The 22,260-nt window shown below is 35.7% G+C and carries 23 protein-coding genes, 1 pseudogene, 2 riboswitches and 1 other annotated feature; of the genes and pseudogenes, 18 read left to right on the forward strand and 6 right to left on the reverse strand.

The features are described from left to right. Nucleotides 1-152 precede the first annotated feature (152 nt). A complete protein-coding gene (ilvA, locus tag LOK41_RS17450; protein ID WP_241817607.1) occupies nt 153-1,361 on the forward strand; it encodes a threonine ammonia-lyase in 1,209 nt (402 codons plus the stop codon). Nucleotides 1,362-1,410: 49 nt separating this feature from the next. Here the strand turns inward: ilvA and LOK41_RS17455 are convergent, their stop codons facing one another. The 3 genes from LOK41_RS17455 to LOK41_RS17465 all read right to left on the reverse strand — a co-directional run bounded on the left by LOK41_RS17455 (nt 1,411) and on the right by LOK41_RS17465 (nt 4,001). Then, nucleotides 1,411-1,953 (reverse strand): DUF3267 domain-containing protein, encoded by a 543-nt coding sequence (locus tag LOK41_RS17455; protein ID WP_241817608.1) that lies wholly within the window; start codon nt 1,951-1,953, stop codon nt 1,411-1,413. A gap of 117 nt (nt 1,954-2,070) precedes the next feature. Then, entirely contained in the window at nt 2,071-3,384 is a 1,314-nt protein-coding gene (locus tag LOK41_RS17460) for an anaerobic C4-dicarboxylate transporter family protein (protein WP_241817609.1), read from the reverse strand. Nucleotides 3,385-3,620: 236 nt separating this feature from the next. Then, nucleotides 3,621-4,001, reverse strand: coding sequence for a cytochrome-c oxidase (locus tag LOK41_RS17465; RefSeq protein WP_241817610.1), 381 nt, complete (start codon nt 3,999-4,001; stop codon nt 3,621-3,623). A 133-nt stretch (nt 4,002-4,134) separates the two neighbouring features. Further along, nucleotides 4,135-4,236: riboswitch (TPP riboswitch) on the forward strand. 104 nt (nt 4,237-4,340) lie between these two features. On the opposite strand from LOK41_RS17465, the gene LOK41_RS17470 reads away from it, so the two are divergent. From LOK41_RS17470 to LOK41_RS17490, 5 genes are all read left to right on the forward strand, one after another. Then, on the forward strand, nt 4,341-4,661 hold the full coding sequence (locus tag LOK41_RS17470; RefSeq protein ID WP_241817611.1) for an MTH1187 family thiamine-binding protein: 321 nt from the start codon (nt 4,341-4,343) through the stop codon (nt 4,659-4,661). Further along, nucleotides 4,633-5,409 (forward strand): ABC transporter permease, encoded by a 777-nt coding sequence (locus LOK41_RS17475; protein WP_241817612.1) that lies wholly within the window; start codon nt 4,633-4,635, stop codon nt 5,407-5,409. Before LOK41_RS17470 ends, LOK41_RS17475 begins: the two co-directional genes overlap by 29 nt. Beyond that, nucleotides 5,406-6,404, forward strand: coding sequence for an ABC transporter substrate-binding protein (locus LOK41_RS17480; RefSeq protein WP_241817613.1), 999 nt, complete (start codon nt 5,406-5,408; stop codon nt 6,402-6,404). The genes LOK41_RS17475 and LOK41_RS17480 overlap by 4 nt, the downstream gene beginning before the upstream one ends. After that, nucleotides 6,401-7,150 carry an ABC transporter ATP-binding protein gene (locus tag LOK41_RS17485; protein ID WP_241817614.1) on the forward strand — a complete coding sequence of 250 codons (750 nt, stop codon included), beginning with the start codon at nt 6,401-6,403 and terminating at the stop codon, nt 7,148-7,150. The genes LOK41_RS17480 and LOK41_RS17485 overlap by 4 nt, the downstream gene beginning before the upstream one ends. A gap of 469 nt (nt 7,151-7,619) precedes the next feature. After that, nucleotides 7,620-9,161 carry an ABC-F family ATP-binding cassette domain-containing protein gene (locus LOK41_RS17490; protein WP_241817615.1) on the forward strand — a complete coding sequence of 514 codons (1,542 nt, stop codon included), beginning with the start codon at nt 7,620-7,622 and terminating at the stop codon, nt 9,159-9,161. Nucleotides 9,162-9,225: 64 nt separating this feature from the next. Here LOK41_RS17490 and LOK41_RS17495 read toward each other — a convergent pair whose 3' ends face one another. Continuing rightward, complete coding sequence (locus LOK41_RS17495; RefSeq protein ID WP_241817616.1) at nt 9,226-9,543, reverse strand: hypothetical protein; 318 nt, start codon at nt 9,541-9,543, stop codon at nt 9,226-9,228. Nucleotides 9,544-9,738: 195 nt separating this feature from the next. Continuing rightward, nucleotides 9,739-9,852: riboswitch (SAM riboswitch) on the forward strand. 88 nt (nt 9,853-9,940) lie between these two features. Between LOK41_RS17495 and LOK41_RS17500 the strand changes: the two genes are divergently transcribed. The 10 genes and pseudogenes from LOK41_RS17500 to LOK41_RS17550 all read left to right on the forward strand — a co-directional run bounded on the left by LOK41_RS17500 (nt 9,941) and on the right by LOK41_RS17550 (nt 16,655). Then, a complete protein-coding gene (locus tag LOK41_RS17500) occupies nt 9,941-10,753 on the forward strand; it encodes a MetQ/NlpA family ABC transporter substrate-binding protein (RefSeq protein ID WP_241817617.1) in 813 nt (270 codons plus the stop codon). 12 nt (nt 10,754-10,765) lie between these two features. After that, nucleotides 10,766-11,806, forward strand: a complete 1,041-nt coding sequence (locus LOK41_RS17505) for a methionine ABC transporter ATP-binding protein (protein ID WP_174101236.1) — start codon at nt 10,766-10,768, stop codon at nt 11,804-11,806. Next, nucleotides 11,781-12,449 (forward strand): methionine ABC transporter permease, encoded by a 669-nt coding sequence (locus LOK41_RS17510; RefSeq protein WP_241817618.1) that lies wholly within the window; start codon nt 11,781-11,783, stop codon nt 12,447-12,449. The genes LOK41_RS17505 and LOK41_RS17510 overlap by 26 nt, the downstream gene beginning before the upstream one ends. A gap of 345 nt (nt 12,450-12,794) precedes the next feature. Further along, the gene (locus LOK41_RS17515; RefSeq protein ID WP_241817619.1) at nt 12,795-13,166 is read left to right on the forward strand and encodes a DnaJ family domain-containing protein; all 372 of its coding nucleotides are present in this window, start codon (nt 12,795-12,797) and stop codon (nt 13,164-13,166) included. Nucleotides 13,167-13,176: 10 nt separating this feature from the next. Beyond that, nucleotides 13,177-13,419: pseudogene (locus LOK41_RS17520) on the forward strand (thioredoxin domain-containing protein); the annotation flags it as partial. A 237-nt stretch (nt 13,420-13,656) separates the two neighbouring features. Further along, entirely contained in the window at nt 13,657-13,902 is a 246-nt protein-coding gene (locus LOK41_RS17530; protein WP_241817620.1) for a hypothetical protein, read from the forward strand. 310 nt (nt 13,903-14,212) lie between these two features. Beyond that, complete coding sequence (locus tag LOK41_RS17535) at nt 14,213-14,356, forward strand: histidine kinase (protein ID WP_241817621.1); 144 nt, start codon at nt 14,213-14,215, stop codon at nt 14,354-14,356. An 81-nt stretch (nt 14,357-14,437) separates the two neighbouring features. Next, the gene (locus LOK41_RS17540; protein ID WP_241817622.1) at nt 14,438-15,022 is read left to right on the forward strand and encodes a TetR/AcrR family transcriptional regulator; all 585 of its coding nucleotides are present in this window, start codon (nt 14,438-14,440) and stop codon (nt 15,020-15,022) included. 63 nt (nt 15,023-15,085) lie between these two features. After that, complete coding sequence (locus LOK41_RS17545) at nt 15,086-16,327, forward strand: MFS transporter (protein ID WP_241817623.1); 1,242 nt, start codon at nt 15,086-15,088, stop codon at nt 16,325-16,327. 76 nt (nt 16,328-16,403) lie between these two features. Next, nucleotides 16,404-16,655 carry a helix-turn-helix transcriptional regulator gene (locus LOK41_RS17550; RefSeq protein ID WP_098360104.1) on the forward strand — a complete coding sequence of 84 codons (252 nt, stop codon included), beginning with the start codon at nt 16,404-16,406 and terminating at the stop codon, nt 16,653-16,655. Between the two features lie 372 nt (nt 16,656-17,027). Here the strand turns inward: LOK41_RS17550 and LOK41_RS17555 are convergent, their stop codons facing one another. Both LOK41_RS17555 and LOK41_RS17560 read right to left on the reverse strand, forming a co-directional pair. Continuing rightward, a complete protein-coding gene (locus LOK41_RS17555) occupies nt 17,028-18,311 on the reverse strand; it encodes an MFS transporter (protein WP_241817624.1) in 1,284 nt (427 codons plus the stop codon). A gap of 107 nt (nt 18,312-18,418) precedes the next feature. Next, nucleotides 18,419-19,732, reverse strand: coding sequence for an alkaline phosphatase family protein (locus LOK41_RS17560; protein ID WP_241817625.1), 1,314 nt, complete (start codon nt 19,730-19,732; stop codon nt 18,419-18,421). Between the two features lie 152 nt (nt 19,733-19,884). Between LOK41_RS17560 and LOK41_RS17565 the strand changes: the two genes are divergently transcribed. Together LOK41_RS17565 and proS are read left to right on the forward strand one after the other, a co-directional pair. Further along, nucleotides 19,885-20,169, forward strand: a complete 285-nt coding sequence (locus tag LOK41_RS17565; protein WP_277818668.1) for a YesK-like family protein — start codon at nt 19,885-19,887, stop codon at nt 20,167-20,169. A 104-nt stretch (nt 20,170-20,273) separates the two neighbouring features. Further along, nucleotides 20,274-20,483: a binding site (T-box leader), on the forward strand. Between the two features lie 44 nt (nt 20,484-20,527). After that, complete coding sequence (proS, locus tag LOK41_RS17570; RefSeq protein ID WP_241817627.1) at nt 20,528-21,958, forward strand: proline--tRNA ligase; 1,431 nt, start codon at nt 20,528-20,530, stop codon at nt 21,956-21,958. Nucleotides 21,959-22,260 lie beyond the last annotated feature (302 nt).

Below are 22,260 nucleotides of genomic sequence, written 5' to 3' on the forward strand. Positions count from 1 at the left end.
ACATTTTTTTTTGGAGGATATGCTATACAGCGTTGAAATTCCGATATATAGAAAAGCGCCGATTATAGAAATGGTTCTTTTTTACAGAATAAAACAAACTCAGCCGCTTAAACTAAGTATATATGAACATATATTGTTTCGGAGGCGAATGCATGATTTCTTTACAAGATATTATAGCTGCTCATGAGAAAATGAAAGGCATTGTCCATATGACACCGCTAGATTATTCGAGCACATTTAGTGAACTATCACATAATGAAGTGTATTTAAAGCTCGAAAATCTACAAAAGACGGGTTCTTTTAAAGTGCGTGGCTCTTATAATAAGATGGTTTCTCTTGATAAAGGTGAATTAGAAAATGGGGTTGTTGCAGCGTCTGCTGGAAATCATGCACAAGGTGTTGCCTATTCAAGTAATATGCTTGATATTCCCTGTACGATTGTGATGCCAAAAGGTGCACCGCTTAGTAAAGTACTTGCGACTAAACGATATGGCGCGCATGTAGAGTTGCAAGGTGATGTATTTGATGACGCATTAGCTTATGCGCTAGATTTGAAAGAACAAACAGGAGCGAAGTTTGTACATCCATTTGATGATGATGCTGTAATTTCTGGTCAAGGAACGGTAGGTTTAGAAATATTGCAACAGCTTGATGATGTCGAAGCTGTTATTTGTCCTGTTGGTGGTGGTGGCTTAATTGCAGGTGTCGCGATGGCGATTAAAGAACAAAAACCGTCGGTGAAAGTATATGGTGTACAAGCGCTTGCTTGTCCAGGAATGAAGCAATCTCTGGAAGAAAAGAAAGTAATTACTGTGGAATCTTCACCAACTATGGCAGATGGAATTGCAGTGAAGAGGCCGGGAGAACTTACATTTCAGCTTGTAGAGCGATATGTAGATGATATTTTTTGTGTAGATGAAATGGAAATTGCGAGAACGATGTTAATGCTATTGGAACGGAATAAATTATTAGTAGAAGGCTCAGGTGCTAGCTCGTTGGCCGCATTGCTCTATCAAAAGATTCCTGTGAAAGAGAAAAAAGTTGTGTCGATTTTAAGTGGTGGAAATGTTGATGTTAACTTTATTACTCGCATTATTGAACATGGGATGGTTGAAGCTGGCCGCTTTGTTCACATTGCAACAATGATTAAAGATAAACCAGGACATTTGCAGCACTTACTGGAAATTGTAACAAGTTTTGAAGCAAATGTATTACATATTCATTTAGAGCGGATTGGAACAAAGGTGTTTCCGGGATATGCACAGCTCCATTTATCATTAGAAACGAAAGATAAAAACCATATTGAAGAAGTGTTAAGTGGGATAGAAAAGAAAGGGTACAACGTAGAAATTGTTGAATGAATAATTTAAACAAACGTTTGATGAAATGAAATAAGAGCTGACGAAATTGTCAGCTCTTATTTTCTAAGGCAATGCATCCAGGTTCGCTCGGATGATCTTGAATCATTGTTTCGCTGGGAAGGTTTTTGATGAGTTGATAAATCATCATATCACCTACACCGCTAGCCACTAGACCTACACTAACAAAAGTAAGTAAACCATATTCAAATGTAATACCGATTAGGAGCGGAATGATTCCTGTCACAATGACTGGGAGTAGCAGGGCTTTTTTATAATTTTGATTTTGCATAGGTATTTTGCAATGAGCATAGGGCATGAAATAACGCAGGATAATACCAAACTTAATGTCTTTATAAACGGCTTTTCCGAAAACAATAAAGCCGATTGCATGTAACAATTCGTGCGCAATTATTAATACGAAGTAAAGCACAAAAGAGGTTGTTAAAAATATATAATCAAGATTAATAGAAATTCCCCATAATAGAGAATAAATAATAAAAGTGATAATTCCCAATAGAAGAAGAGAAATATTAGCTATTTTTGTGCACTTTTTTATATCGATTAACAATTCTTTTTTCTCGCTTTGTACCATGTTTCACCTCGAATAAATACTTCTCATATGAATTATATAACAAAAAATCCCTTTTTTAAGTTATGTGTGTAAAAAAAGGTACAAACCTTTTATGATAAAAGATTTGTACCTGTAACACTAAAACATAATTGAAATTAACAACACCCCAATTCCAATGGAAGCAAACGTTGCGACAAGACCAGGAATCATAAAGCTATGATTTAATACATATTTACCGATACGTGTTGTTCCTGTACGGTCAAAATTGATTGCGGCAACGATTGTCCCATAGTTTGGAATGAAGAAATATCCGTTTACTGCAGGGAACATCGCAATGAGAAGTGCTGGTGAAATACCAAGTGATAATCCAAGAGGCATTAAAGCACGTACTGTTGCTGCTTGGCTATACAGTAAGATAGATAGGATAAATAACGCAATAGCGAATAACCATGGTGCACTTGTTACTAAATGTTGAATTGATCCTTGAATCATATTTAAGTTTCCGTTAAAGAATGTGTCTCCCATCCAAGCGATACCGAAGATTGCCACAACAGCTGTAGCACCGGCTTTAAAGACATTTCCAGATACAATGCTTTCTACATTTGGTTTACAGAAGATAATAATAAGGGCAGCAATTGTAAGCATGACCATTTCGATTGTATTTGGCATAGAAAGACGAACTAATTTTCCGTCTATCATCCATCCTGGACGAAGTGTTTCGAATGAACCAAGAAGAACAACAAGAACAGTTGCGAATAAGAAAAGAATAACAGATAATTTGGCACCTTTCGCACCGATAAATTCTTTCTTTTCTTCAAGTTTAGGAATCATACCTTCTTTTAAACGCTTTAAGTATTCTGGATCTTTATTTAACTCTTTGCCCATTTTGCTTGCAACGAAAGCGGCTAACATACAAGCAATAAAAGTAGAAGGAATACTCACTTTTAAAATATCTAGCAATGTAATTTTATAATCAGCTAGCATTGCTAAAAGGGCCACTGTTGCAGCAGAGATTGGACTTGCTGTAATTGCTTGTTGTGAAGCGATAACGGCGATTGACATCGGGCGTTCCGGTCTAATTCCTGATTCGCGTGACACCTCTGCGATAACAGGAAGTACGGAATAGGCAACGTGTCCAGTTCCAGCACACAATGTAAATAAATAAGTTACAATTGGTGCGAAGAATGTGATGCGCTTTGGATTTTTACGAAGTGCTTTTTCTGCAAGATGGACAAGGTAATCCATTCCGCCCGCAGCTTGCAGGGCACCGGCAGCAGTAATGACTGCTAAAATCATCAGCATAACGTCAATAGGAGGAGCGGTAGGTTGTAAGTGGAAGACAAAAACGAGGATTGCCATACCAACTCCACCCATTACTCCTAGGCCGACTCCGCCAAGGCGTGCACCGATAAAAATGCAGACTAGTAAGGTAAGAAATTGTAGCCAAAACATGATAAAATACCTCCAAAATCCATATGGTAAGATATTTTTGAATAATTTAATTTGAGTGATAATTATTAAATTAAACAAATGAAGTGCTGTTATATAAACCTTTTTTATTATATAACACATAAAAAGTAACATTCATTATATTTAGTAAAAATATTTTAAGAAAATGTGAAATGAGGATGTTAAGAGGGGGGAAAGAAAAAAGCAGAAACGAGTTTATTCGTTTCTGCTTTTTCCTTTTAAAGAATGCTATTGTTTTCTTTTATATGCACAAAAATATTAATAGTAAAGATAATAATGGAAAGAACAACAAGAATACTTCCACCAGCAACAAAAGGGATAGCTGCATGGTAACCGTAAATCTCAAAGGCAAGTGCAATCATCATAATCGGTAGTCCGATATTTAAGAGCCAAAAATGTAATTTACCAAGTTTTGAGGTGCCAGCTTCTTTGAAAATATAATATAAAATACCAGCTACCATCATAGAAGTCCAGCCTAGTAATAAAACATGCACATGAACTGCGGTCAATTTGAAATTAGATGAAATTGACATGAATAACCCCATACAAACACCGATGACAAAATAAATAGAAGAGATTTGAATAAAACGGATTCCCATTTTTCCCCTCCTTAATATGCTTGTATTTTTGCTATGATAAAATATATGACCAATAGATTGTAAGCAGTATCATATTATGAAAAAAAATGTGGATTTGTTTGTTTGAAAAAATAAATCATGCTACAATGAAAACGAATTAAGACTGGGGAGCCAATTGGCTGAGAGGATGTAAGTAAGCATCGACCCTCAACCTGATCTGGATAATGCCAGCGTAGGGAGTTACTTAAAGTGATGTAAGCAAATGTTATTGTATAATAACTTGCATACAAGGCTTTCCTGCGTACTTCGTAGGAAAGCCTTTTCTTTTTACAAAACATATTTTGCAAGGGGGATTTTAGTATGTCACAACAAGTTACCATTTCATTTTCAGTTGTACCACAAGCGAAAACGAAAGATGTGTATTCCGTTGTTGATAAGGCGATTGAAGTCGTACAACAATCTGGTGTTCGCTATGAAGTAGGTGCAATGGAAACAACGCTGGAAGGAGAATTAGACGTGCTTCTTGATGTTATTAAGCGTGCACAACAAGCTTGTGTCGATGCTGGAGCAGAAGAAGTGATTACTTCTATTAAAATTCATTATCGTCCAAGTACTGGTGTAACGATTGATGAGAAAGTTTGGAAGTACCGTGATGAATATGAAAAACCAGAAACAATCTAACATAACAATTACAACAATTTGGCTTATCCTTCTCATTGCTATATGGGAAGGATCTGTTTCATTATTTCGAATTGAACCGTGGATTTTGCCAAAACCTTCTGCGATTGTTCAAGAGCTAATTGGAATGAAAGATTTATTGTTACCAAATACAATGCAAACACTACAAGAAGTTGTAATTGGTTTGTTTTTTGCGATTTTACTTGGAACAAGTATTGCAATTATTATGGATGTTATTCCGTTATTTCGCATTTTAATTAACCCGTTACTCGTTATCTCACAAACCATTCCGATTGTCGTGCTAGCACCTTTATTTATTATTTGGTTTGGATATGGGATGCTTCCAAAGGTGATGGTCGTTATTCTTGTTTGTTTCTTTCCGATTGCTCTTAGTATTTTAGAAGGCTTTCAAACAGTAGATAAAAACATGCTTAAGTTATTACAAACAATGCGTGCAACCAAATGGCAAATCTACCAAAAGGTAAAATTTCCAGCCGTGCTTCCATACTTTTTCTCGGGGCTGAAAATTGCCGTTACATATAGCGTGATGGGAGCGATTATTGGGGAATGGCTTGGCGCGAGTGAAGGATTAGGTGTCATGCTTACGCGTGCAACAAAATCCTTTTTAACAGCTCGTGTATTTGGAATCGCAGCAATTATCGTCATGGTGACATTACTCTTGTATTTTATCGTAGAATTTATGGCAAGACTAACAGCACCATGGATCTATAGAAAGGACGATAAAAAATGAAAAAAGGTTTAAAAGTTATGCTAGCAGCGTTGTTAGCTGTAGGCGTGGTCGGTTGTAATGCGGCGAAGAAAGAAGAGAGTCCAGATAAAGAAAAGAAAGTAAAAGTTGTTTTAGATTGGTTTCCAAATACAAACCATACTGGTTTATACGTAGCAAAGACGAAAGATTATTATAAAAAGCAAGGGTTAGATGTAGAAATCATTCAGCCAGGTGATAACGTATCGGCAGAGCAAATGATTGCATCAGGAAAAGCGGATTTCGGTGTAAGTTATCAAGAAAATGTAACATCAGCTCGTGTTGAAGAAATCCCGGTCGTTTCTATTGGAGCAATTATTCAACATAATACATCTGCATTTGCATCGTTGAAAAAAGACAATATTACTTCTCCAAAAGATTTTGAAGGAAAACGTTATGGAGGCTGGGGAGCACCAGCAGAAGAAGCGACGCTAAAAACAATTATGGATAAACATCAAGCTGACTTTAGTAAAGTAGAAAAGATTGTTCTTGGACAAACTGATTTCTTTAAATCAATTGGTAGAGATGCAGATTTTGAATGGATTTATTATGGCTGGGATGGTATCGAAGCGAAACGACAAGGAAAAGAATTAAATACAATTATGGTAAAAGACTTAGACCCAGCATTAGATTTCTATAGCCCAGTCATTATTACAAGTGAAAAACATACGAAAAATGATAAAGACTTTGTAAAAAAATTCATGAATGCAACAGCAAAAGGATATAATTTTGCAATTAAAGAGCCAAAAGAAGCGGCTGATATTTTAATTAAAAATGTACCAGATATTAATAAAGAACTAGTACAAGAGAGCCAAAAGTGGCTAAGCACAAAGTATCAAGACGATGCAAAAGCATGGGGAGTACAGAAGGAAGAAGTTTGGACGAATTACATGAATTTCTTATATGATAACAAAGTTATTAAAAAGAAAATTGATGTGAAAGATGCCTTTACAAATGAATTCCTTCCAAGTGAAAAATGAACGGATTACAAATAAAAGATGTTGTAAAAGCATTTGATGGAAAAAATGTACTAGAAAAGATTAGCGCTTCTATACAAGAAGGTGAATTTGTCTCATTTGTAGGCCCAAGTGGTTGCGGGAAAAGTACGTTATTAAATCTGATTGCGAGCGTTGAAGAGGCGACTAGCGGTGAGGTAATCTACAACGATACTCTCGTTCAAAAGCAGGATATTGTAAGTTATATGCCGCAGCAAGATTTGCTGCTTCCATGGCGCTCAGCACTGCAAAATATTGTCCTTCCATTAGAAATTGATAGAAAGCCAAAGAAAGAGCGACTTGCAGATGGAATGGAAGCTTTACAGCAGTTTGGTTTAGCTGAATACGCAAATCATTATCCAGATGCATTGTCAGGTGGTATGCGTCAGCGCATTAGTTTCCTTCGTACGTATTTATGTGAAAAACCGATTATGTTGCTTGATGAACCTTTTGGTAAGTTAGATGCATTTACAAAAATGGAAGTGCATCGTTGGCTTTTAGATTCTTGGCATCAAGAGAAGCAAACGATTGTGATGGTAACGCATGATTTGGATGAAGCAATTCTATTATCTGATCGTGTATTTATTCTATCGCAAAGGCCAGCAACGATTGTAGGGGAAGTACAAGTGAATTTACCACGTCCTCGTACGATGGATATGTTGACATCCCTTGAGTTAAAAGAAGACAAAGCGGAGATTTTAGAGATATTAGCTCCTTATATGCGGAAGTGAAAAAGGTCTCTTAACAATTTTTGGTATAATGATTGTTAAGAGGCTTTTTTATGTGGAAATCGTTAACTTTAGATGTTACAAGACCTTACGCAATGGAGAAGATGTATGAAGAAATTTTTTTGTGAAAAAGAGGAACAAACAGATTTATAACGAATAAAATATAAGAGCATGGTACATGCTTATTATAAGACAATAATGATTTATAAAGGAGTGAAAGGATAAGATGACTTTATCAACTGTTCTTCAAATGGTTTTAGCTTGATATGGGAGAAGTCTGCCCATTTTTAAAGTTTAAGCCAAATTGAAGACAGCAGATAAAGAACCTTAATCCTTTTTTACAATAATATTTTGTGATGGGTAAGGTGTATTCACCTTACCCATTTTTCATGTATACACAATTTAATAAGACCTTTATTTTGCTGTTCTCTCTATTTGGCTTGTTAGCGATAAAGAAAAGGAGAGAACAAAAATGAGTGTATTAACAGTAGAAAATCTTTCGCATATGTATGGGGATAAAACCATTTTATATAATGCTTGCTTTCGGTTATTACAAGGTGATCATGTTGGGCTTGTAGGAAGTAATGGTGCCGGAAAATCTACATTGCTTCGTCTTTTAGCAGGAGAGATTTTACCAGATAGGGGAACAATTGAATGGTTTCCACATGTGAAAGTCGGTTTTTTACAGCAGCATATTGATTTACAAGAAGGAACAACGATTGAAGAATATTTGCAAAGTGCATTTTCTCATCTGTATAAGGTTGAACGTGAAATGATGGATATTGCTGACAAGATGGCAAAGGAAACAGATTTAGAGAAGTTATTAGTACAGTATGGGGAATTACAAAATAAGCTAGAAGGCTCAAATTTTTATCAACTTCATACAACAATAGAAGAAGTAGCAACTGGTTTAGGCTTGTTAGATTTAGGGATGAAAAAAGATGTTTCAAAATTAAGTGGTGGTCAGCGCACAAAGTTATTACTTGGCAAGCTTCTTTTAGAGAAGCCACACGTTTTATTACTTGATGAGCCGACAAATTATTTAGATACGCTTCATATTGATTGGCTAAGAGCATATTTACAAACGTATGAGCATGCTTATATTGTCGTTTCACATGATGAATCATTTTTAAACAGTATTACGAATGTGATTTATCATTTAGAAGGGAACACAATAAAGCGCTACGCGGGGAGTTATGAAAGTTTTTTAGAAAGCTATCAACTTCAGAAACAACAATTAAAAGCAGCTTATACAAGGCAGCAAAAGGAAATTGCAAATTTAGAGGGTTTTATTCAAAAAAATAAAATCCGAAAAGCAAAGCAAGCAAAAAGTCGTGAAAAGGTATTGGAGAAAATGAAAAAGGTTGGAAAGCCTAATGATGCACACAGGCCGCGTTTTCATTTTCAGGTTCACAATGAGCCTGTGAGCCGCATATTACAAGCGCAGCAGATCCAAATTGGTTATGCAGAACCATTGTTTACAGCCCTTAATTTACAAGTGAAAAGGGGCGAAAAGATTGCAATTGTTGGGCATAATGGAATTGGAAAAACCACAATGTTAAAAACATTACTAGGGCAATTAAAACCAATAAGTGGAACCGTAAGTATTGGAGAACGAGTACACCCTGCATATTTTGCTCAAGAAGAATTTGCGAAAGAAATTACACCACTTGAGCAAATCTGGTCAGGACGTCCGGATATGACGCAAAAAGAAATCAGGCAATCTTTAGCAAGATGTGGTTTAAAGGAAGAGCATATTCGGCAGTCTCTTCACTTGTTAAGTGGTGGAGAACAAACAAAGGTACGTTTATGTGAGCTTATGTTAACGCGGAGTAATGTATTAATTTTAGATGAACCAACCAATCATTTAGATGTGTATGCGAAAGAAGCGCTAGAAGAAGCTTTGCAAAATTATCAAGGAACGGTTTTACTCGTTTCTCACGAGCCATCTTTTTATGAGTCTTGGGTGACACGAGTTTGGAATTTGGAGGAAATGAATCGTACTAAAAAATAAGAGGGAAAGTTATTTAGGAATATAAAATGAAAGCAGCCACTTTTTGTGGCTGCTTTCATTATGTTCATTGATTTACTTGCAAACGTTCTTGAATGAACAACAGCAACTTAACGATGCTGTCTTCTGTGTAAATATCAAATTTTTGTCGATGAAATTCACCATGTTCGTGATAAAAAATACATTCACCTTTGCCGGCAACTTCGTCTATTGACATATGAAAACTAAGAGGTGTCGCTACAATTGATCCGTTATCATCCCTTAAAAGAATTTGGCATAGCGTTTTTTGTTGTTCAACCTCATATAAAAAATCGTAATGAAAGGATTGTGTTAGTTTTTCTATTTGAGATAGGAGTAGGGTTTGTATAGATGATGATTCACTCATAAAATGTAACCTCTTTTCGTGTATGTGCTGTTACTAAGTATAGTAATGATGCACATACTTTGTACATAGTAATTGCTCACTATTGCTATGATGTTTCAAAATGAAAATAAAATATATTCTGAAAAATATGATTGACAAAAAAATTTGTAAGATTTACTATTAGTACCATAACTTTTAAAAAAATTCATACAAATACTCTTATCCAGAGAGGCGGAGGGACTGGCCCTATGATGCCCGGCAACCGAGCTTATGAATAATAAGCTAAGGTGCTAATTCCTGCAAAACGATTTTCGTTTTGGAAGATAAGAGAGGAGCCTATTTTGTTTATTCGACACCTCTCTTATTTGAGAGGTGTTTTTGGTTTGAAGAGAGAGAATATATGTGGGGGGAACTGTATATGAAAAAGTTGTTGTTAAGTATTGTAAGCGGAACGGTATTATTACTAGGTGCATGTAGTGCTGATTCGGGTAAGGAGGCAAAAGCGCTAGAAGAGAAAAAAGTTACAGTTGGTGTGACTGGGGGGCCACATGAACAAATTTTTGAAAAAGTAAAAGAAGTAGCAGCAAAAGATGGGGTGCAAGTCGACATAAAAGTATTTAATGATTATGTAGCGCCGAATGTATCGCTAGATGAAAAAAGCATTGACGTAAATAGTTACCAAACGAAGTCTTATTTAGATGTATTTAAAGCAGAACGTAATATGAAACTGACAGAAGTATTTTCAACGGTCACGTTCCCAATGGGAGTATATTCTAAAAGTTTGAAAGATGTAAAAGAGTTAAAAGATGGAGATGCGATTGCTGTACCCAATGATCCAACGAATGAACTTCGAGCGTTAAAACTATTTGAAAAAGCAGGCGTTTTAAAAGTGGATCCAAAAGCAACAGAAAAAGCAACTGCAAAAGATGTCATTGAGAATCCGAAGAATTTAAAAATTGTTGAATTAGAGGCATCGCAACTACCAACGCAATTAGGTGAAGTGAAAGCTGCTGCGATTAACACAAACTTTGCATTAGGTGCAAAGTTAAGTCCAGCTAAAGATTCTATTTTCCGTGAAGGAAAAGATTCACCATATGTGAACTGGGTAGTTGTTCGTACGGAGAATAAGGATGATGAAGTTGTAAAAAAACTGAAGAAAGCGTATCAGTCTAAAGAAGTAAAAGAGTTTATCGAGAAAAAATTCGATGGTTCTGTTTTACCGTCTTGGTAGGAGCTGAATATCATGATTGAATTGAAGAATGTTTCTAAAGTATTTACAACAAAAAAAGGTAAGATAGAAGCTCTGAAACCAACTTCTCTTAAAATAGAAAAAGGAGAAGTGTTTGGAATCATTGGATATAGCGGTGCAGGTAAAAGTACATTAATTCGCTGTGTAAACTTATTAGAAAAACCAACAACAGGTAATGTAATTGTAAATGAAAAGGATTTAACAACCTTATCTACAAAAGAGTTAGCAAAGGCGAGACAAAAAATCGGGATGATTTTTCAAGGATTTAACTTATTAAAAACAGTCAACGTTTATGAAAATATTGCATTACCTTTACGATTAGCTGGGATTTCAAAAACGGAAATTGAAAAAAGAGTAGAAAAGTATTTACGTATTGTTGATCTGTTTGATAGAAAAGATGCGTATCCAAGCGAGCTTTCTGGTGGACAAAAACAGCGTGTTGCAATTGCACGTGCGTTATCTTATGAACCAGAAGTGTTGCTAAGTGATGAAGCGACAAGCGCATTAGATCCTGAAACAACGGAGTCGATTTTAGATCTGCTACTAGAAATTAATGAGAAAATTGGGATTACGATTTTACTTATTACACATGAAATGAACGTTATCCAGCGCATATGTGATCGAGTTGCTGTGATGGAACAGGGAGCTATCGTAGAAAGTGGAACAGTGAAAGAGATTTTTACAAACCCACAACATAAAACAACGAAAAAATTTGTGAATAGTGCTTTAGCGGTTAAGATTCCAGAAGAAATACAGAAAGAACTAAAAAATACTGGTGAAATTGTAACGTTGTCCTTTGTCGGAAACTCTTCAGGAGAACCGGCACTTGCTGTTGCTACAAAGCGATTTCAAGTATATCCCAATATTTTATCGGGGAATATTACACAACTAAAATCAGAATCATATGGTAAACTCGTTGTTCATATGCAGGGTGAAAAGCACGAGGTAAAACGGGCTTTAACGTTTTTAAGGGAACAAGGAATTATCGTAGAAAGGGGAGAAGAAGAGTATGGGAAGCAAGTCCTTTTGGGATGAGTGGAGTAAGATGATATGGGAAGCGACGATCCAAACATTTCAAATGACATCCATTTCACTACTTATATCAGTCATTATTGCATTGCCACTTGGCGTCACACTTGTTTTAACAAGGCCTGGTGGTCAACGTGAGAATAAAATTGTATATCCCATTTTGAATACGATTATTAATGTGATTCGTTCTCTTCCATTTATTATTCTATTATTTTTCATTTTACCTTTTACGAAGCTGCTTATGGGAACGTCGATTGGTGTGAAAGGTGTAATTGTACCGCTTGTTGTTTTTACAGCACCTTATATTGCGCGGTTAATGGAAACAGCTTTATTAGAAGTGGATCGTGGTGTGATTGAGGCATATCAAGCGATGGGAGTTTCTACAGTAAAGATTATTTGGCACGTTATGGTGAAAGAAGCGCGTCCATCTCTTGTATTAGGACTTACAATTGCGACGATTGGTTTAATAGGTGCAACAGCAATGGCTGGGCTTGTAGGAGCAGGTGGACTTGGGGATTTAGCATACCGATTTGGCCATTTACGGTATGAACCGGAAGTGATGTATGCAACGGTATTTATCTTAATTATTCTTGTTCAAGGCTTACAGTCTCTAGGAAATGGGATTGCTAGAAAATTGAAGAAAGATTGACGAAATGCGGTGGCTCTATTATAAGAGTTACCGCATTTTTTTATTTTTGGAGTATATAAACCAAAATAAAAAACGCCATAAATCCTTTCTTTTTAGGCGGAAGAGAGGAGGCGATTATGCATAGCGGCGGTTATATTCTGTTCCTGCACCATGCCAGGTTAAAACGGAAAGAGAAAATGAGTGAAAGTCACTTGTTCTTCTTCGGAACAGTGACTTATATGTCGAAAAATCAAAATTATATAGGTATAAATAAATATGGAATCTGATTTTTTGCGCACCATATTATGGTATAATTAGAATTTTTAATGTAAAATAATAGTAAAAATATGTAAGGGAGGGAGCGGCATGGATGTTTTCTTAAGCATTGCTGAAGAAAGAATTCGTCAAGCAATCAATAATGGTGACCTTGATGATCTTCCAGGTAAAGGGAAACCACTGCAATTAGAAGACCTTTCAATGGTACCTCCAGACCTTAGAATGAGCTACAAAATTTTGAAGAATGCTGGAATGATTCCGGCAGAGATGGAATTACAAAAGGATATATTGAAAATAGAAGATTTAATCGCTTGTTGTTACGATGAAACAGAACGAGCAAAATTAAAAGAGGAGTTAACAGCAAAAACTCTTCGATTTCAACAGTTAATGGAGAAGCGAAAAATAAAAGGAAATTCGGCATTTCGTATGTACCAAGACCAAATGTTTCGTAAATTGCGTTAAGAGGGATGACATGAGAAATTTTCAAACGATAGAAGAATTAGTAGCATATATTGAAGCAAAAGATGTAGTGCTTTTATTCATCAAAACGGAAAATTGTGGTGTTTGTGATGTGATGTTAGAGAAAGTAAACCACTTATTAAAACAATATCAAGGTGTGGAAAATATTGTGATTTCATTACGGGATATGAAAAAAATTTCAGCGGAGTATTTAGTATTTACAGGGCCAACCGTTTTATCCCGCACTAACGGGCAGTAATACTCCCACCTCAAAATTCGGTGGGAGCAAAGAAGTTAGGTGGGAGATAAACTGCCCGTAAAGGCCCGATTGGTTCAACTAATAATCAGTGGGGGATGAAGAAAACCCCCACTGATTAAAGTTTCACTTTATTATTTCATGAAGGGAAAGAGATACTGCGCGAGTCACGATTTATTTCCTTAGAGAAGATAGAACGAGTATTACAATTATTAGAAGAATAAAGGAGGGGCTTATATGGGTTTTGTGATAGCGGCATTATTATTTTTAGTTTTCATTGGGTTGATTGTCAAATCAATTAGAGGAAATAAACGAAAAGTAAATCTTTATAAAACAGGTAATGGTGATAGTACGACAACTACTACCTCTACACCATTTTTCTTTGCGGGGTCTGACAACTCAAATGACTGCGGAAGTTCTTTTTGGGGAGATAGTGGTTCTTCAGGCGGTGATGGTGGTAGCTGTGGCGGCGGTGGAGATTAATGAGAAATACGCTCTTTATGGGCGTATTTCTTTTTAAACAAACGTTTGATTAGTTAGCTTGAAGCCGCATAAAATCAGCTAAACAAACGTTTGTTTAAGAGTTTATCCCGCATTAACGGGCAGTAAGGTCCCACCTCAAAATTCAGTGAAAGCAAAGAAGTTAGGTAGGGGATTAACTGCCCGTAAAAGCCCGATTGGTTCAACTAATAATCAGTGGGGAATGAAGAAAACCCTCACTGATTAAAGTTTCACTTTATAAGTTTAATGGATTGATAAATAAGGAATATATGATGTTATAAGGGGAATAAGCATGGAGAAGAAACCAAAGATCAAAAATAAAGGGAAGGTAGCATTATTTTTATTCGTTGCAGGTGGAGTATTTATAGTCAAACTTGGATTTAAGATTGGAGCTATCCATACACTTCGAACATGGTTTGAGAATGTTTTTTCCTAAATAAGGAATATTTCCTCTTGTAAAAGAGGTTTTATATTTGTTAATATTAGACTGAACAGTCGGTTTGTATGAGGTGTGAACATGAGAAAAAGTGCAGAAGAGATAAAAAAAGAAATAGCGTACCAAGCAGAAGAATTATTTTCACAAAAAGGATATGCTGCAACATCTATGGAAGATATTTGTGAAATTACAAAGCGTAGTAAAGGTAGCATTTATTATCATTTTAAAAGCAAAGAAGAATTATTTTTATTTGTAGTAAAACAACATACGTATGATTGGCTTGAAAAGTGGAATGAAAAAGAAAAGCAGTTTCATACGAGCACTGAAAAATTATACGGGCTTGCAGAGTACCATGTGGAAGATATACAACAGCCTATTTTTAGTGCAGTAGAAGAGTTTTCTACAAGTCAAGTCGTGAGTAAAGAAGTTTTGGATGAAATGCTGGCTTTAGCAAGAGCATCATACAGTGTTTTTGAAAAATTGATTGAAGAAGGTATGCAATCTGGAGAATTCCGTCAAGGAGATACTAGGGATCTTATGTACATTGTAAATGGTTTATTATCTGGGCTTGGGGTACTTTACTATGAACTAGACTCTACAGAAATGAAGCGCATTTACAAGAAGGCAATTGATGTACTGCTACAAGGAATGGCAGCTGAATCTTAAATCAGCACCTTTTCTTTTATATTAAATTAGACTGGACGGTCGGTTTAAAAAGGGAGGAATAATATGAAAGATTTATTCAAAAATCGAGCATTTATGCTTGTTATGACATCTGATATTTTACAGCAGTTTGCAATTTGGATTCGAAATATGGCACTTTTGTATTTCGTTATGGAGCGAACAAATAATGATCCCGTTTCAGTTTCATTATTATCTGTTATGGAATACGCGCCTATTTTTATTTTTGCATTCATTGGTGGTGCGCTAGCAGATCGCTGGAATCCGAAGAGAACGATGGTAGCAGGAGATGTGCTAAGTATGTTATCTATTATAGGGATTGTTTTCTTGTTAAAGATTGATTATTGGCAGGCTATATTTTTTGCTACGCTTGTTTCAGCGATTGTTGGACAATTTTCTCAGCCTTCATCTTCACGGATATTTAAACGCTATGTAGAAGAAAAACATGTTGCAAACGCAATTGCAGTAAATCAAACACTACAGTCGTTATTTATGATTTTTGGGCCAGTTGTAGGATCGATTGTTTATACACAGCTTGGGCTGTTTATTTCACTATATAGCTTAATTGGATTGTTTGTGTTATCGGCTATTACTCTTTCATTTTTACCAAGATGGATAGAAAAAGAGAAAACGGAGAGTATTTCATTATGGAATGATATAAAAGAGGGATGGAGGTATGTCCTTCAAACAAAAAATTTATGTATGATTACAATTACTTTCGCAATTATGGGGTTAGCAGTAGGATTAACAAATCCATTAGAAATATTTCTTGTTATTGAACGTTTAGGAATGGAAAAGGAGGCAGTTCAATATTTAGCAGCGGCTGATGGAATAGGTATGTTAATTGGAGGCGTCGTTGCGGCAGTTTTTGCCTCAAAAGTAAATCCGAAAAAAATGTTTGTGTTTGGTATGATTGTATTGGCTATGTCATTTCTTGTGGAAGGACTGTCTACATCATTTTGGATTACTAGTTTGATGCGATTTGGAACGGGAATTTGTTTAGCTTGTGTGAACATTGTTGTTGGAACGCTTATGATTCAGCTTGTACCAGAGAATATGATAGGACGTGTAAATGGTACAATTTTACCGCTTTTTATGGGAACTATGCTAATTGGAAATTCACTAGCTGGGGGATTAAAAGAACTGACCTCACTTATTATTGTATTTTGTATGGCAATGTCATTTATTCTACTCGCGATTTTACCAATTTTACGTATGAAAATGAATGTAGAAGCTAGAGATAAAAAAGAGGATGCAAGTCAAAAGGATGTTACGGATTCTTTGGTGTAGAAATTTTATTGTGTAATTTTACTAGAAAAGGAGCGATTTACGCTCCTTTTCTATATGGGAATTTTTTGACAACGATATCGGCCAAATATATACTGATGTTGTAAAAACGATTTTACAGGTTAGGAGAAAAAATGTGAAAAATCAAATTTACGAATTACGCACTGAAAATAATATTTCACAAGGTGCATTAGCTGATAAATGTAAAGTATCAAGACAGACAATAAATGCAATTGAAAATAATAAGTATGATCCAAGTTTAGCGCTGGCATTTCGTTTAGCTGAAGTGTTAGGGACAACGGTTGATCAATTATTTTTGTATAAGCAGTAGGGTTTTTATATAAATACGTATTGAAAGATCGATATAAAGTGAAACTTTAATCAGTGGGGGTTTTCTTCATCCCCCAACTCTCTTCCTCGCCTCTCTCTGAATCTTGAGGTGGGGGTCTTACTGCCCGTTAATGCGGGATAAAACCATTCCTTTTAGATGGGAGAGAGTATCCGCTCACGGATAGAAGCGGTTAGTGCCTTTTTTAGCTCCATGCCATGTGAAAACAGAAGGAGAAAATGAGTGGAGAACTTCTTTTGTTTTCATAAACACGACTTAGATGTCGGGGATTAAATGGGTATATGTGGTGATGAGAAGGTATCGATAGAATAATAAAAAATGTCCCTTTCTGTATGCAGAAAGGGACATTTTTTATTATAGTGTTTCCGATTTTGGAGTAGGTGGTGTAACAGAAGGTGCATTTTCCGGTACTCGTGTTAGTATGAATCCACCTATTATAAATAAAACGATAATACTGAGTACACCAGCATTTGTTTGTCCTGTTAATTGAGTAGTCACACCGACTAATACAGGTCCCATGATAGCTGCGAACTTACCAAAAATATTATAGAATCCGAAGAATTCATTTGCGGATTCTTTCGGTACTAATTTAGCAAAATATGAGCGGCTGAGTGCCTGAATTCCGCCTTGAGAAGTTGCAACAAGCATAGCTAAAATCCAAAAATCGAGTGTTGTTTTTAAGAAATACGCGTATGCACAAATAATGATATAAATAATAATACCGACATATAGCATTTTCTTACCTTTGAACGTTTCAGATAGTTTCCCATATAGCAAAGCGAATGGACAAGCAACAATTTGTGTTACAAATAAAATAATAAGTAGGTTTGTCGCACTAATACCAAGGTCTGTTCCATAAGCTGTAGACATTGTAATAATTGTATCGACACCGTCAATGTAGAAGAAATAAGCAAGTAGGAACAAAAAGACAGTACGGTATTGACGGATATGTTTAAATGTATGAGCTAAACGCTTAAAGCTCATTGTAATCGGTTTTGGATGACGTTCAATATAATGTGTTTGCTCTACATTTTTGAGCATCGGAATTGTAAATAATCCCCACCAAAGAGCTGTAATGGCAAAGGAAATTTGACTAGCGATGCCAACTGATAATGGAATTGTTCCTTTCTGTGCAAGGATAATAAGAGTAATGCAGCCGATAAAAGGAATCGTACTGCCAATATAACCTAATGCAAATCCGCGTGTTGAAATACGATCCATTCTATCTTCTGTTGTGACATCTACTAAAAATGCATCATAGAAAATGTTTGCTCCGGCAAATCCAACTAAAGCGAGCATATAGCAACCTAGTAGTAAATACCATTGTGATGTTGGAACGATGGCTAGCATACTTGTAAAGATAATACCGAGTCCAAAAAAGAATGTGAAAAAGCGCTTTTTAAATCCTTTATAATCAGCAATTGTTCCAAGAATAGGAGCAAGGATAGAAATCAAAAGTGTAGAGAAAGAATTCGCGTATCCCCAAAAAGCTGTGGAAGTTGCTCCAGATAGACCTGCTTCTTTTGCAGCAGCTTTGAAATAAATTGGAAATAGTGCAGTTGTAATGACGAGGGAGTATACTGAGTTTGCCCAGTCATACAATATCCAGCTTTTTTCTTGTCTGGACATTTTTTTCATATCATGTTCCTCCTTAAATCGTTCTAACATTAGTGTACAAAAATAAAAATAGGAAAAAGAGAAACAGAGGTAAGTTTTACGTAACTTTTACATATATACAAACTTCTTTACAATTGAAGTAAATCCTCTATTACAGTTCCGTCGGTTTCACCAAGATGTAATCCGAGTAACCGCGCGATGGTAGGTCCTTCATCAATGAGGCGCATATATGGAATAATTGCACCTTGACGAATGCCTTTGCCAGCAGCCATAAAGATAGTCTCATAGTTTGGTTTTGTTGGAGAATAGCCATGTGTACCAAATGTGTATTTTTTACTAGGAGTTACATCTTTTTCTGTGATTTCTTTTATAAAGTCTCCTGTATGGTTTTGGGTGAAGTAATAGCCTTCCCTTGCTTCAAGCATAAAAAGACAGTTTCCATCAGCACCCTGCTCTTTTGCATTTTCATCATGAAGGATAGATTCGATTCCATTTTGTTTATCTTGAAGAAGTTCTTCAAGAAGGTGTTGGACAGTTTGTATCGTTTGGATATCATTTTTATCTTTTACATATACGTAAGCAGAACCATCACAGCTTTGACAATAAGCTTTCCAAGATGTTAATTTTCCATTTTGATTTACTGAAATGAGTCCTTTTTGATGGAATAGAACGTTTAATTGAATCGCTTTATTTTCACTTAGAGCACTATGATCGCCGAGAGCAATAATTGTACTTTCTTCGTAAATACTAGCTTTTTTTAATGCTTTGATAATCTTCCCGAGTCTTTCATCGTGTCTTTGAATAGCGGCTCTTGTTTCTGGAGAAGAAAATCCGTGATAATGCCTTTGTGTATCTAAATCTGTAAAGTGAACAAGCATGACGTTAGGTTTTTTCGTTTGTATGGTATGTACAGTAGAGGCGAGGACAAAATCATCAAGCTCAGGTTGTGATAATCCGTTTCTAATATGGCCAAAACGACGATTTAAATCTAGTTGATACAAAGGGCTTCCGCTAAATAGCGAAACAAGGACTTGATTTTGCCACGGTCTGTTTGGGAAGATTTCAGGTAAGTTATAATCTATTTTTGCTCTTCCTGTAACAGGCCATAGAAGGGCAGCGGTTGTTAAATTGGCTTTTCTTGCTTCATCATATAATGTTGTTCCTTTAATGGAATGGCGGTACCAATGCCAGTCTGGTGATTCTCTTCCAGGCTGAAGTAATGTATTGCTTACAACGCCATGTTTGTTAGGATAGTTACCAGTTACAATAGTCGCGTGACTTGGATATGTTACAGAAGGATAAATGGCTTCTACTTTTTTGGCAATTGCACCTCGTTCGATTAAAGAGCGAAAATGAGGAAGTTCTTGTAATATAGGAAAATCTAAAGCTGATAAACAGTCAAAAGATAAAACAATTACACGATTTGTTAATGGATACTCCATTATCATATACCTCCTGTTATATAATTTATTATTATATATTACTATTAATACCTAGTGATAAAAACTTATTTTTGAAGAAAGTTTATTATTTATTTTTTGAATTTTAAAACATATAATAAATTATAAGGAAATGAATGGAAGGAGGGAATGGGATGGATGGATTTGAAGTTTTTGTTATAATTGGAGCCGTAACAATTCTCGTTGTATTTGCTATTTCATTTTTATTAAAGAAGCAATTTCCAAAGAGGTCGTTTGATATTATATTTGCACTTATTTTAATTCTTCTTTGTTTAGCTTTCTTTCCGTTTACCATCTTCGTTATTGGTGGGTGGGATGGAATGGGGTATGGCATTGCATGTTTTTTTGTTTTAGTGGGAACAATCATTGGCATGATTACTCATCAATTTGTAAAACTCTTTCGGAAAAGTTATGTGTAAATTCAGTATAAAATTGAAAAAAACGAAAAGAATATATAAAAATAAGAAAATTAGCTATTGTTTTAAAATAAAATTTATATTATGATATTCAACAAATTTATCTTGTTATAACGATGAAAAAGGATTAGTACATATCTCACCTTTTTTGTAGAGAGAGAATCCGTTCGGCTGGAAGATTCTTGAAAAGGCGATATGGAACCTACCTTTGCGTTCTGCATGTGCAGCGGGAAATTCCCGTTATCAAAAAGAGAGCATGTACAATTTATTTGTGCATGAATCAGGGTGGTAACGCCGGCAAAAGCTCGGTCCCTATTTAGGGGACATGGGCTTTTTTTATTTTCTAAAGGAGGAAAAGAATATGGCAAAAGAACAAGTACAGGCTATTACAAAAATGGAAGAAGACTTCGCTCAGTGGTATACCGATATTGTGAAGAAAGCTGAACTCGTTGATTATTCAAGTGTAAAAGGTTGTATGATTTTACGTCCATATGGGTACGCATTATGGGAAAATATACAGAAAGTGATGGATGAAAAGTTAAAAGCATCTGGTCATGAAAATGTATATATGCCAATGTTTATTCCAGAGAGCTTACTGCAAAAAGAGAAGGATCATGTAGAAGGGTTTGCACCTGAGGTAGCATGGGTTACGCATGGTGGAGATGAAAAATTAGCCGAACGACTCTGTATTCGTCCAACATCTGAAACGTTATTTTGCGAACATTTTTCAAAAATTGTCCAGTCTTATAATGACCTGCCTAAATTATACAATCAGTGGTGCTCAGTAGTGCGCTGGGAAAAAACGACGAGACCATTTCTTCGTACAACTGAATTTTTATGGCAAGAAGGTCACACAATCCATGAAACGGCAGAAGAATCTCAAGAAGAAACGTTAAATATTTTGAATTTATATGCTTCTTTCTGTGAAGATTACCTAGCAATTCCAGTAATTAAAGGACAGAAAACGGAAAAAGAAAAATTTGCAGGTGCGAAAGCAACATATACAATTGAAAGCTTGATGCATGACGGAAAAGCACTTCAAACAGGAACATCTCATAACTTTGGTACGAATTTCTCTGAAGCGTTTGATATTAAATTTTTAGATCGTAATGGAAAATGGCAATATGTACATCAAACATCTTGGGGAGTATCAACTAGGATGATCGGTGGACTTATTATGGTTCATAGCGATAATAATGGGCTAGTGATGCCGCCAAAAGTAGCACCAGTACAAGTTGTCATTGTACCAATTGCTCAGCATAAAGAAGGTGTGCTAGAAAAAGCAATCGAGCTACAAGGAAGTATTCAAAAAGTTGCACGAGTGAAAATGGATGTTAGTAATAAAACACCAGGTTGGAAATTTAATGAGTATGAAATGAAGGGCGTTCCAATTCGTTTAGAAGTTGGTCCAAAAGATATAGAGAAGAATCAAGTGGTACTTGTTAGACGCGATACGAAGGAAAAAGAATTTGTGTCAATGGATCAATTAGAAGAGCGTATTACATCATTACTTGATGAGATTCACGATTCTCTATTTAATAAAGCAAAAACATTTCGCGATGAACACACATATAGTGTTACAAACTTTGAAGAAATGAAGCAAGCAGCTGGTGAGAAGCAAGGATTCATCAAAGCGATGTGGTGTGGTGAGCTGGCTTGTGAAGAAAAACTAAAAGAAGAAGTAGGAATTTCTTCACGGTGTATGCCATTTGAGCAGGAATCATTAGCAGAAGCGTGCGTATGTTGTGGTGAAAAAGCTGAACATATGGTGTACTGGGGCAAGGCGTATTGATTTTTTGATTTCCGGAAAATTCCGTTTTATAAAAATAAGATTAGCTTAAATATGGCGTATTCTCTACGAAATAAAATAGATAACAAGTTAGGGGAATCTCGCCTTCTCTAACAATAATATTTTGGTCATTTATAGTTGCGATCTAAATTTTCTTTTCATAAATACTCCTGATATTTTGAAAAGGATAATGTGTAAGTTTTAAAATGGACCTTCATCCTGAATTTATAATATTCTAGGTGAAAGTCCATTTATATTTTAGTTGAGCTATTTGTATTATGTATTTTATAGATGGAGTTATTTTG

The organism is Bacillus sp. TL12 (assembly GCF_022625245.1).
GTDB lineage: Bacteria > Bacillota > Bacilli > Bacillales > Bacillaceae_G > Bacillus_A.

What these genes read in the sequence shown, in the direction of transcription:
- ilvA (WP_241817607.1), top strand. Translation starts at nt 153, where the DNA reads ATGATTTCTTTACAAGATATTATAGCTGCTCATGAGAAAATGAAAGGC.
- LOK41_RS17455 (WP_241817608.1), bottom strand. Translation starts at nt 1,953, where the DNA reads ATGGTACAAAGCGAGAAAAAAGAATTGTTAATCGATATAAAAAAGTGC.
- LOK41_RS17460 (WP_241817609.1), bottom strand. Translation starts at nt 3,384, where the DNA reads ATGTTTTGGCTACAATTTCTTACCTTACTAGTCTGCATTTTTATCGGT.
- LOK41_RS17465 (WP_241817610.1), bottom strand. Translation starts at nt 4,001, where the DNA reads ATGGGAATCCGTTTTATTCAAATCTCTTCTATTTATTTTGTCATCGGT.
- LOK41_RS17470 (WP_241817611.1), top strand. Translation starts at nt 4,341, where the DNA reads ATGTCACAACAAGTTACCATTTCATTTTCAGTTGTACCACAAGCGAAA.
- LOK41_RS17475 (WP_241817612.1), top strand. Translation starts at nt 4,633, where the DNA reads ATGAATATGAAAAACCAGAAACAATCTAACATAACAATTACAACAATT.
- LOK41_RS17480 (WP_241817613.1), top strand. Translation starts at nt 5,406, where the DNA reads ATGAAAAAAGGTTTAAAAGTTATGCTAGCAGCGTTGTTAGCTGTAGGC.
- LOK41_RS17485 (WP_241817614.1), top strand. Translation starts at nt 6,401, where the DNA reads ATGAACGGATTACAAATAAAAGATGTTGTAAAAGCATTTGATGGAAAA.
- LOK41_RS17490 (WP_241817615.1), top strand. Translation starts at nt 7,620, where the DNA reads ATGAGTGTATTAACAGTAGAAAATCTTTCGCATATGTATGGGGATAAA.
- LOK41_RS17495 (WP_241817616.1), bottom strand. Translation starts at nt 9,543, where the DNA reads ATGAGTGAATCATCATCTATACAAACCCTACTCCTATCTCAAATAGAA.
- LOK41_RS17500 (WP_241817617.1), top strand. Translation starts at nt 9,941, where the DNA reads ATGAAAAAGTTGTTGTTAAGTATTGTAAGCGGAACGGTATTATTACTA.
- LOK41_RS17505 (WP_174101236.1), top strand. Translation starts at nt 10,766, where the DNA reads ATGATTGAATTGAAGAATGTTTCTAAAGTATTTACAACAAAAAAAGGT.
- LOK41_RS17510 (WP_241817618.1), top strand. Translation starts at nt 11,781, where the DNA reads ATGGGAAGCAAGTCCTTTTGGGATGAGTGGAGTAAGATGATATGGGAA.
- LOK41_RS17515 (WP_241817619.1), top strand. Translation starts at nt 12,795, where the DNA reads ATGGATGTTTTCTTAAGCATTGCTGAAGAAAGAATTCGTCAAGCAATC.
- LOK41_RS17530 (WP_241817620.1), top strand. Translation starts at nt 13,657, where the DNA reads ATGGGTTTTGTGATAGCGGCATTATTATTTTTAGTTTTCATTGGGTTG.
- LOK41_RS17535 (WP_241817621.1), top strand. Translation starts at nt 14,213, where the DNA reads ATGGAGAAGAAACCAAAGATCAAAAATAAAGGGAAGGTAGCATTATTT.
- LOK41_RS17540 (WP_241817622.1), top strand. Translation starts at nt 14,438, where the DNA reads ATGAGAAAAAGTGCAGAAGAGATAAAAAAAGAAATAGCGTACCAAGCA.
- LOK41_RS17545 (WP_241817623.1), top strand. Translation starts at nt 15,086, where the DNA reads ATGAAAGATTTATTCAAAAATCGAGCATTTATGCTTGTTATGACATCT.
- LOK41_RS17555 (WP_241817624.1), bottom strand. Translation starts at nt 18,311, where the DNA reads ATGAAAAAAATGTCCAGACAAGAAAAAAGCTGGATATTGTATGACTGG.
- LOK41_RS17560 (WP_241817625.1), bottom strand. Translation starts at nt 19,732, where the DNA reads ATGGAGTATCCATTAACAAATCGTGTAATTGTTTTATCTTTTGACTGT.
- LOK41_RS17565 (WP_277818668.1), top strand. Translation starts at nt 19,885, where the DNA reads ATGGATGGATTTGAAGTTTTTGTTATAATTGGAGCCGTAACAATTCTC.
- proS (WP_241817627.1), top strand. Translation starts at nt 20,528, where the DNA reads ATGGCAAAAGAACAAGTACAGGCTATTACAAAAATGGAAGAAGACTTC.